The sequence below is a fragment of the Moorena sp. SIO2C4 genome, from assembly GCF_010672485.1.
Classification (GTDB): domain Bacteria; phylum Cyanobacteriota; class Cyanobacteriia; order Cyanobacteriales; family Coleofasciculaceae; genus Moorena; species Moorena producens.
This window is the reverse complement of sequence record NZ_JAAHGN010000174.1, coordinates 1-9,590: the sequence shown is the minus strand read 5'-3', so window position 1 is coordinate 9,590 and position 9,590 is coordinate 1. Positions and strand designations below refer to the sequence as shown.

Annotated in this window: 11 protein-coding genes; 7 read left to right on the top strand and 4 right to left on the bottom strand. The window is 42.9% G+C overall.

Annotation, left to right across the window (positions count from 1 at the left end):
• Positions 1-34 precede the first annotated feature (34 nt).
• The 3 genes from F6K20_RS12015 to F6K20_RS12005 all read left to right on the top strand — a co-directional run bounded on the left by F6K20_RS12015 (position 35) and on the right by F6K20_RS12005 (position 3,213).
• Positions 35-232: a hypothetical protein gene (locus tag F6K20_RS12015; RefSeq protein ID WP_287294823.1), complete on the top strand. Its 198-nt coding sequence runs from the start codon at positions 35-37 to the stop codon at positions 230-232.
• Positions 233-330: 98 nt separating this feature from the next.
• Entirely contained in the window at positions 331-1,464 is a 1,134-nt protein-coding gene (locus F6K20_RS12010) for a pentapeptide repeat-containing protein (RefSeq protein WP_287294821.1), read from the top strand.
• 786 nt (positions 1,465-2,250) lie between these two features.
• Positions 2,251-3,213 carry a hypothetical protein gene (locus F6K20_RS12005; RefSeq protein WP_287294819.1) on the top strand — a complete coding sequence of 321 codons (963 nt, stop codon included), beginning with the start codon at positions 2,251-2,253 and terminating at the stop codon, positions 3,211-3,213.
• Between the two features lie 82 nt (positions 3,214-3,295).
• Here the strand turns inward: F6K20_RS12005 and F6K20_RS12000 are convergent, their stop codons facing one another.
• Positions 3,296-3,517 (bottom strand): helix-turn-helix domain-containing protein, encoded by a 222-nt coding sequence (locus tag F6K20_RS12000; protein ID WP_008188939.1) that lies wholly within the window; start codon positions 3,515-3,517, stop codon positions 3,296-3,298.
• 164 nt (positions 3,518-3,681) lie between these two features.
• Between F6K20_RS12000 and F6K20_RS11995 the strand changes: the two genes are divergently transcribed.
• Positions 3,682-4,068 (top strand): hypothetical protein, encoded by a 387-nt coding sequence (locus tag F6K20_RS11995; protein WP_008188938.1) that lies wholly within the window; start codon positions 3,682-3,684, stop codon positions 4,066-4,068.
• A gap of 366 nt (positions 4,069-4,434) precedes the next feature.
• The gene (locus F6K20_RS11990; protein WP_287294817.1) at positions 4,435-4,830 is read left to right on the top strand and encodes a hypothetical protein; all 396 of its coding nucleotides are present in this window, start codon (positions 4,435-4,437) and stop codon (positions 4,828-4,830) included.
• A 16-nt stretch (positions 4,831-4,846) separates the two neighbouring features.
• Here the strand turns inward: F6K20_RS11990 and F6K20_RS11985 are convergent, their stop codons facing one another.
• Positions 4,847-6,106, bottom strand: coding sequence for a serine/threonine protein kinase (locus tag F6K20_RS11985; RefSeq protein WP_071105440.1), 1,260 nt, complete (start codon positions 6,104-6,106; stop codon positions 4,847-4,849).
• Positions 6,107-6,981: 875 nt separating this feature from the next.
• Here F6K20_RS11985 and F6K20_RS11980 point away from each other — a divergent pair.
• Both F6K20_RS11980 and F6K20_RS11975 read left to right on the top strand, forming a co-directional pair.
• Positions 6,982-7,164: a hypothetical protein gene (locus F6K20_RS11980; RefSeq protein ID WP_161603195.1), complete on the top strand. Its 183-nt coding sequence runs from the start codon at positions 6,982-6,984 to the stop codon at positions 7,162-7,164.
• 30 nt (positions 7,165-7,194) lie between these two features.
• A complete protein-coding gene (locus F6K20_RS11975) occupies positions 7,195-8,226 on the top strand; it encodes a pentapeptide repeat-containing protein (protein ID WP_287264740.1) in 1,032 nt (343 codons plus the stop codon).
• Between the two features lie 267 nt (positions 8,227-8,493).
• On the opposite strand, the gene F6K20_RS11970 is transcribed toward F6K20_RS11975, so the two are convergent.
• Entirely contained in the window at positions 8,494-9,375 is an 882-nt protein-coding gene (locus F6K20_RS11970) for a MarC family protein (protein ID WP_048815341.1), read from the bottom strand.
• 4 nt (positions 9,376-9,379) lie between these two features.
• Positions 9,380-9,590, bottom strand: a 211-nt coding sequence (locus F6K20_RS11965; protein WP_287294815.1) for a hypothetical protein, incomplete at its 5' end; no start/stop codon positions are given.

Here is a 9,590-nt window from a genome sequence, read left to right as displayed (position 1 = left end):
TAATTAATCAAAATATGTATCAAAATACATAAGTATGTCCGAAAAAAATCTACCCATATGTATCAAAATACACAATAATTCCCGGGATAATTCTCCCCATTTCCCGCTTTTACCGATTCCCGACTCCCGATTCCCGACTCCCGATTCCCTCGGTGCGCGCCTCCTAGGGCGAGTAAATCGCCCTTGGGTCGCACCGCTCCCGACTCCCGATTCCCAGATCCGCTGTATATAGAAATAGCTCGTTAGTTAGATTTTTTGATTTATTCACATAATATTCACAAGATGGTGATTTAATAAAGTCTACCAGTTGAGTTAAGGATAATACAAGGCATGAAACTCAAGGTAAACCAGGCAAAAAATCACCCGTTACGGTTCAAAATGGTTGTTTTTTTGATTTATAGTGGATTAGTATACTTAGGGATTGCTTCGTTATATTGGTTTGTGGTATTTCCCATAAATTTCCTTGATGGATTTCTTGAAGAATCCCAACTCAATAAACTATTTTTTTTACTGAATCAAGTAGATGAAAAAGACCGAATTGTTTTTTATATAGCTGTTTTAATAATGGCTATAGGACTAGTAATTTTGCTGAAAATTTACTACTTAAGCAAGCGTTCATTCGATTTAGAAAAGACTGGTATAAGTGACAAAAAGGCTATCTGTTCAGAAGACAGGCAAATGATTCAATGCTTGAATAATGCCCTTGAGTGGCTGAGTTCTGATCAGATTGCCCTGCGGCTAGGTGGAATTTATGCCCTAGAACGAATTGCTAAGGTTTCTGCCCAAGACCACTGGAAAATCATGGAAATTTTATCGACATTTGTGCGATATCAGTCCCCTGGGAAGATTCATGTAGAGATGCAAAAGCAAATCAATGACTCATGCAGTCCTCTTCCAATTACAGAAGACCAAAAACTTCCTATTGATATTCAAGGTGCCCTGACGGTTATTGGCAGGCGCGACAGCTCAAAAGAGCTCGAAGATGATAAAATTGATTTACGTCATGCCACACTGATCGGGGCAAACTTAACAGAAGCAAACCTGCAAGAGGCATACCTTAATGGATCCAAACTACAAGGAGCTGATCTTAATCAGGCTAATCTAAAAGGAGCATATGTGATCGGAGCCAATCTAGAAGGGGCAGACTGTAATCAAGCTAACCTCCAAGGAGCATACTTGATCAAAGCTAACTTGACAGACGCTTGCTTATCTGATGCTAACCTAGAAGGGGCATTTCTCAGGAGCGCTAAGCTAGAACAGGCAATCCTCTGGAATGCTAATTTACAGCGGGCATCGTTGATTCAAGCTAACTTGCAAGAGGCAAATTTAGAAGGAGCTAATCTCCACGGTACAGATTTAAGAGGGGCTAACCTCCAAGGAGCTAAAAATCTGACCAAAAAGCAGATTGAATTGGCACAAATAGATAGCGAAACTATTTTACCATACTACCTGATTAGGGCTTAATATTATTCTAATAAATTTGCGTTTTTTTTATAGGATACAGAAGACATAAATTAGATCTGGTGCATCTTATATTTGTAAAAACATAATCGAACAATAATTCCATTTAGATAAGCACAGCCTAAATAGACTTCGCGGCAGAAGTCGGAAGGAACAGCGGATCTGGGAATAGTGGACAATAATTGACGTAAACACTATCATAAAAAGACTTTTGCAAGAGGTCTAATAAATAATTAGAGTAAAAGTTGAAAACTACCATTGAACTACCATTATGAGTCTGAGGGGAAGCATATGGGCTACGCGAACAGCGTTCAGCTTAATTAAAATAAACCTCTTTGCCCTATGGCCACGCTACGCGAACAGAAGAATTTAAAGGTGCCCTTGACCCATTAAGAATTAAATTCGCCACGGGTCGCACCTAATAGTTCGAGATTAATCAGAATTGAAAGGTAAGCATTTAGCTGTCAGCCGTTGGCCTATGGCCACGCTACTTGAGGTGCCATAAGCCTTGGCCTATGGCCACGCACTCGCGTTTGGCTGATAGCACCTCAAGTAGCACCATCTGTAGCGCATTAGCTGATAGCTGATACGCGACACGCTGATAGCTGAATGCTTACGAATTGTGAGAATTTTTGATGCCATATTCCCTACTCCCTACTCTCTACTCCCTACTCTCTACTCCCTACTCTCTACTCCCTACCAGGAATCCATGATCGCGGTCGGGTAGGGTACGCGATCGCATAAACTGATGGAATCATCTATAAAATTCCATAAAAGAGAGGGTGATCCGTGGCTACTGACTACATTTTGTTTATACATGGTGTCAATACTCGCCAAGATCGAGAAACACCCCAATACGCTGACAAGCTTTTCGATCTGATTCAAAATAATGTTGAGTCATCCGTTCAACTCAAAAAGATCCCTCTGTACTGGGGGAATGTGGTAATTGAGCAGGAGAAGGAACTAGTAGCAGCATTGAATGCATCGAAGGTGTGGAATGAATTCTGGTTCAGAGACTTCCGTGAAAAGCAAATCTTACAATTCGTTGGAGACGGGGCTCTCTACCTCAGCAGACATGTTAGCTCTCTGGCTATTGAGCAGATGAGTAAACAAGCCTATCAGGGATTGGAAGGATACCAAGATCAGGATCGTTTGCACCTAGTTACTCACAGTTGGGGAACGATTATCCTATTTGATGTGTTGTTTGCTAGTCGATGGGATGACCCAAGTATACCTGGTCATCAGAGTATTCAGGAGATTCGCAAAAGCATTTTGGGCATCGAATCTGAGCAAGACAGTGCCATTCCTCTGGCTAGTGTTCATACTATGGGTTCACCGATTGCTCTATTTACTCTGATCCATATTGTTGGCAACACCAGAGAGGGGAGTACCCATGATATTAGTTCCAAACTAAAGGAATTACTGGGAAGTCTGACTCAACAAGGAGTGGCGTTACCCTGGCAAAACTTTGTACATCCCGGGGATCCCATTGCTTGGCCCCTAGAAGGAGTGTTACCAAAATTAGTAGATGAGTATGACAAAGTTATTAAGCTTGAAGATGTAATTACCTACGGTTCTGGATTATTAGAAAATGTCGCTAAACCGATACAATCGACATTTTTAGCATTAATCAATGGTGGCAGTGCTCACGACAGCTACTGGACTAGTGAAAAGGTGGCTAAAAAAATTGCAGAGACGATTCACCAGACAGCTAGGGGCTCCTATCTTTTGGGCCCATCCATAACGCGCTGATGGCTAAGGCTCAGGGAAAATTACCGATTACCGGTTACCGATTTGCGATTTGCGATTTCCGATTACCGGTAAATTTCCCGTTTTAGGGGTCTTGTTCATCCTCTTGATAGACTATCAAGTCCCCTGGTTGGCACTTGAGTGCTTTGCACAGGGAGTTGAGTATGTCTTCGTCAATTCTAGGTAGACGACGATGCCGTTTTAGCCTGGAAACGGAGTTAGGATGCTTTCCAATTATCTCAGCTAGGTCTTTATTGCTGATGTTGCGCTCAGCCATGACTACTGCCAATTTCCAGTGAATCACCACTTCAGTGTTTAACCTCTTACCATACTAAACGTTCGTTACGTTTGATTGTAACCGCTCGCAGCATGAATTGTTGAAAATAATACTTCTCTAATTTTTTTTTAAACTCAAAGTGTTGACAAACTGGCAAAGATAGGATATACTATAAAAGTACGCAGTTACAGTGATTGGCAATTCCCTCGCCAGCACAAAGCGATCGCACTCTATGGCTCGACAACCTCTGTGCGATCGCTATTCCACCACCAAAGAAACAAGGTGATATATACATGGTAAACCCACGTTCCTGTCTTGATGCAGTCGCTCATGGGGGAAACCCCCAAGACCGCGCTGCATCGCTTCCAGAGCTCATCAAAGCTCCGATCTATGATGTCCCTCAGGGCAAAACCCCAGTCCGCCTCCTCGCCTGTGGTGTACCCAAAGGTGTTGAGAGTGTGATTAACCAATTGCACGTGCTTCGCTTTGCCGAAGTCATAGCGTGGACCCCGCCGATTCCTTCCCCTGTCGAGGGTGAGATCATTCGGATTCTGACTCGCTATGTTAATTTGAGGCGATAGGTTTAGGGTAAGCGTATGCGCTACGCGCACGCTACGCGAACAGCTATCAGCTATCAGCTGTCAGCTCTCAGCTAAGCTAATAGCGATCAGCTATTAGCTTATGGGTTAGGTCACAGGCTGGAAGCCTGTGCCACCCTACTTGAGCTGCTTTTGAATAAAATAAGCTGACCACTGACCGCTGACCGCTGACCGCTGACCACTGACAGCTGACAGCTTACTGGTCTTGAAAATTTTCTGCATAACTATTGGTGATTACCCCGATAAGTCTATAGATACTTAGAAATCAGCTATTAGCACTCAGCATTCAGCAGGTAGTGCCTTAGCTGAATCCTTACCTTGTTAACCTTTAGAATCGGGTGTTAATCAATGTCACAGAAAAACAATACCGTTACTGGTGATCAGGCCAAACCAATTATTGTTGATACTTACCGATATCAGTCCGAATACTACCATAACCGTCACCCATTAACCAATCATCAAAGGCCAACCATTAACCGTCAAGGCTCAACCATTAACCGTCACCCAATTTCCGTCAACCGTGAAGAGCAAACCATTAACCGTCACCCATTTATTGGTGATCCTAATGTGTTTTGGTTTTCAGAAATGGGCAGTGAGTGGAGTGCGACCATTAGAGAGGCGTGCTGGGAAACTATTAAAGAACCGATTGAAGAACAGGAGGATTTATCTCAGGATAAGAAAGGTGCTTCTACAATTGTATCAGCTTTGGCTTTATTGGGGATAATTGCTTTGGCTGTTATTTAAATAATACATGAAAATCCTAATTGTTACCGTTACGGGAATTTATCATCTGCTCTAGAAGAGCACTAACATCTTTATATTCCTGAGCGATGATATCATCTTCCGGCAGGTTTTCAATGTCGAAGTTATTCTCCAGTCTTTGCTGAATTTCTTCCAACTTTTCAATTCCCTTACGAACTCCTGGCTCTCCGCTTAGAGCTAATACGTCTTGAGCATATCTACGAGTTATTTCACTAAAGAGTTCTTCAAATTCTTTGTTTCCTTGATAGTTGTTTTGATTTTGCTCAAATAGATTGATAGCTTTTTCTAAGCTGTATAAATCTCTGTCTTTTATAAGTTTATAAATTGTCAATAAAACTTTAACTTGAGCTTCAATACTAAAACTAAATATATATCCAACAATAGGTCTAAACCTATCAGTTAGACTTATTATTGCTGGAGACTCTAGTAATTTTAGCCAATCTGAGATTGACTGAGGTCTTCGCTGTTGATCTAGTTCCATACCTCTGAGAATTGCTATTCTCAATTTTTTGTTGGTGACGAAGTTTTCCACATCTTGTTTTTGAGGGTCTTTTCTATATCTTTTTAATTCATGTTCCCGGTCTCTGCTACTAACTGGTTGGCGTCCGGTTAACAAGAAATAGAAGGTGGCGGATAAGGCATAGATATCAAGTGGTGGGCCTGCTTTAAAGCGGCGTAGTTGTTGCTCGGGTGGAGCATAACGTTCCGACCATTGTCGCGTTAGCTCTATTGTCCGGTCAGGAACAAATTCCCGGGAGATCCCAAAATCAATCAGTATTGCTTCTTCAGTTCCATGTCTTACCATAATATTACTAGGCTTGACATCTCTATGAATCAACTTAACCTTATGCATTGCTGTCAAGGCATCGGCAACTTGCTGAATATATTTGATGGCTTGTTCCTCTGGAATTCCATTCCCTGGTTGAGTGAGTCTGTGTAGGTTCTCTCCTTCGATATAGTCCATCACGATGCAAGGACGATATATTGTTGGTTCATAGAAGTACTCTATGAATTTAACAATATGGTTATGGTTAAATTGGTTGAGTCGCTGCGCTTCATCTTTAAATTTTTTTTCTCTTTCGCTTCGTTGATTATCGGGTAGTTCTTCTCTTCCAATTTTTATGGCAACAATCTCTTCCTGACCATCGGGTAAGTGACGAGTAGCTTGGTAAGTCGTTCCAAAGCCTCCCTTTCCTAATTCACGTTGGATGGTATAGTCGCCGTCTTTAATAGAATCTCCTGGTTCTAAGCTTATCATTGGGTTATTTTAATTGAATTAATTGCTTTAGCTAATTTTATAGCTTGGTGGATGATTAGCGTTTTTTAACTTTAGGGTAGGACGCAGGGTAGACGCATCTTATTTTGAAATGCCTACTGGATATGAGATTCATAGGATAGGTAGTTTTGCTGATTAATTTTTGCTGATTAATTTTGAAATTTTTGTCTTGATGCAGTAGCGACTGGTGGAAACCCCCTGATTAAAGCGCTGCATTGCTTCTGAGTAAGGCTTCTATAATTTTAGATGCGTTTGCCCTGAGTGAAATACATAAATAGTTAGACCATAACAACCATCTTTTGTGGCTGTTCGGTATTACCCTAGGGTCTAAGATACTGCTCCAGCTAGATCAGCTTAGCTTAGGACAAAATAAGTTAACTTGAAATCATCTCTAAATCATCAGGTGCCTTGGGAGTATGTCACTTATAGCATTTCTCAATTGGTTGAGGTGCTTTTGTGGTGGGTTAATCGGAGCAGAGACTTCGTAACACAGAGTAGGGATGCAGCCCTATGCTGAGGGTTTCACCCTTTGGCCGACTGCATCAAGACACTGATTGTCCCTCATAAGAACGAAAAACTCTATATATAGTTGATTTTTTAGCCAACTTTGACCTGCTCCCGATGCCCTTCAGGAGCTATCCCTTGTTAAGCAGGACAAATTCCCAGGCATTCTGATGGCTAGAGCGCCACCTGCAAAATTCCACCCAAGGTACCCATCCCCCAATCTATAAGGGGGTAACAGCTGCAATACCCTTTCACCAAATTATGGGGCGCGGGCGCAGGGGGGGATACTATTTTGCTTATAGCATATTATAACAATACGCACTCATGTATTGACCAATTCAAATAAGCCAAAAGTGCTAAAACCAATCTCAACGGGAAGTTGCTCATGGGAAACCACGGCAGTTGCTCATGGTGGCAATGCCTTTTGCCAAAGCTGTATAGCTATTCCGAAGTTACCTACTCCCTACTCCCTACTCCCGCGCAACCTAGGACGAAATTACCTCTCTCAATTAAGACCTGCTATATACTGCAAATAAGATCAGGACTTTTAGTAAATAAGGATACAGGTGATTGGCTTATTAAACAAGCGTCTAAGGAATGTCTGGCTTCGTGTAGTGGTTCCCAAAAGCGAAAAGTATCTAAGCAATATCTGGCTTCGTGTAGTGCTTTCCTTCATTATTGCTTACTTCTTTCTAGTGGGATTAAGTGTATTGGAGCAAAAAATAACTAAAACGTTATTCGAACCAAAAACAACTGAAACGTCATTGGAGCCAAAGACAACTGAAACCGAACAAGTTTGCTCACCTCAAGATTCAGACGGGTTTTGTTTGGTAAAGCAACTATTGTTCGTCTCTAAAGTGCAAAATCTTGAAGGTTTCGCTCTTTTATTTGGAGCGTCTCTTTACATGCTTGAAGGTCTAGAGCGCAGAAAAAGGATAATCTATGAGGCATGGCAAATTGTCGATAATGCCGCAGGAGCAGGAGTAGCTACTAGTCATGCCAGAGTAAAAGCCCTTGAGGTTTTGAACAACTATGGTGTTTCCATGAGGGGGCTGGATGCCCCAAATGCCGATTTGATTGACATTGACTTGGCGAATGCTATACTCCATCAAGCTAGTCTCAATGACGCTGAACTTACTGGAGCTAATCTTACGGGAGCTGATCTAACTAAAGCCAATCTTGCGAGAGCTAACCTTAATACAGCCAAGCTTAGTAAAGCATTGCTAATTAGAGCGAACCTCAGTAAAACCAACCTGAGTATTACTGAGCTCAGGAATGCTGATCTCAGGAATGCTGATCTCAGTGGTGCCAACTTCATGGGTGCGGATCTCACTGGTGCAGACCTCACTAGTGCGAACCTGACTGGTTCAGATTTCAGATATGCAAAGCTCAATGGTACAAACCTCAAACATGCGGACCTCAGTGGTGCAGATCTCACAGATGCAAACCTTAATGGTATGGACTTGACTGGTGCAGATCTAACTAGTGCTAACCTTGAAGGCATCTCTTGGAATCGACAGACGAAGTGGAAAAATGCTACAGGTTTGGACAAAGCCGAGAATATGCCCGATGCGTTGCGACAACAGCTTGGTCTGTGATCGGGAATAGGGAAATTTATGGGAAGTATGTGGTGAGATCGGGTAATTATGGGTCGATTATGTGGGGTTGCTGAATTAAGGAATGAATCCGCGATCATCTGGTTTTCTTAAAGCCCCCGTGGGTCCCCCAACTTTGCGGTGCGACCCAAGGGCGATTTACTCGCCCTAGGAGGCGCGCACCGGAAGGGACTTTTAGAGTTTTTTTCCCCCCAGAATTGGGGGGCTAGGGGGGCGAAACCATACTCAGAATCAGCAACGCCGATTATGTTACAACCCTAGAAGAAATTTCAGTGCGATCGCTTCCAGTTTCACTCCCGTCAAAATCATATCTAGTCCCAGAGCCACCTGCATCACCCCAAACACAAAACCAAGCACTCTTAGAGTGACGGGTTTGATGAGATTCAAAAGGGGATGGGCGACCAACATCACTCCTAAGTTTAGTACCATTACCACAAATAATAGCAAAAACATAGAACCGGGAGCAATTGCCATCCGTCCGAACATGGCGCTAATGGTCACCACAACAGCAATGCCATAGGGAGTTAAAATACTGGGAAAAACTAAAGGATTAATCGTTAATTTCAGAGAAGGATTTACAGGCGAGTGCTCGTTATTTTGGTGGTGATTATACTGGGATAATACTGTTCGCAGAGCCACTAAAAAAAGGATAATACCTGTTGCGATTAGCATTGCTGAGAGATCGATTTGCCAGGCTTTCAGAACATTTTGGCAAAGTAGTGCTACCGCAAAAATAACTAAGGTGGATATGCCAAACCCCCGTAAAGCAAGCTGGCGACGCAAGGCCGGATCAGCATTAGCTGTCAGCTTGACAAAGGGTACAATTAGTTTGAGCGGACCGACGGTAAGTAAAAAGATAATCAGGATATTGAATGCCCCAAATCCCTCAAAAAGTTGCTCAAACAACACTTCAGTTTTAGCATCAATCTCAGCCTTGACCGGTATAGCAGGTTGAACCCTTGATGATTCCATAGCTTGGGCTGAGATTATCGCTGTTTGCCCAGTAAAATTCCTTGCAAAGGAGGGAGATGGCGGTGTAGGGATGGTTGCTGTGGCACTGCTAAGTGCTAACATCGAGGCAAAATAAGCCGATGCGATCGCTATCCCTAGAATTCTCAACAACCTACCCATTTTCCTATCTCCCCATTCCTACAAGTAAAAAAAATGGCGTTGCTGATTCTGGGTATGGTTTTGCCCCCCTAGCCCCCCAAGCGAGGGATTGCTCGCTTGGGGGGAATAAGACTTTCTTGCGTCCCTTCCGGTGCGCGCCTCCTAGGGCGAGTAAATCGCCCTTGGGTCGCACCGCAAAGTTGGGGGACCCACGGGGGCTTGACCAAAACCAGATA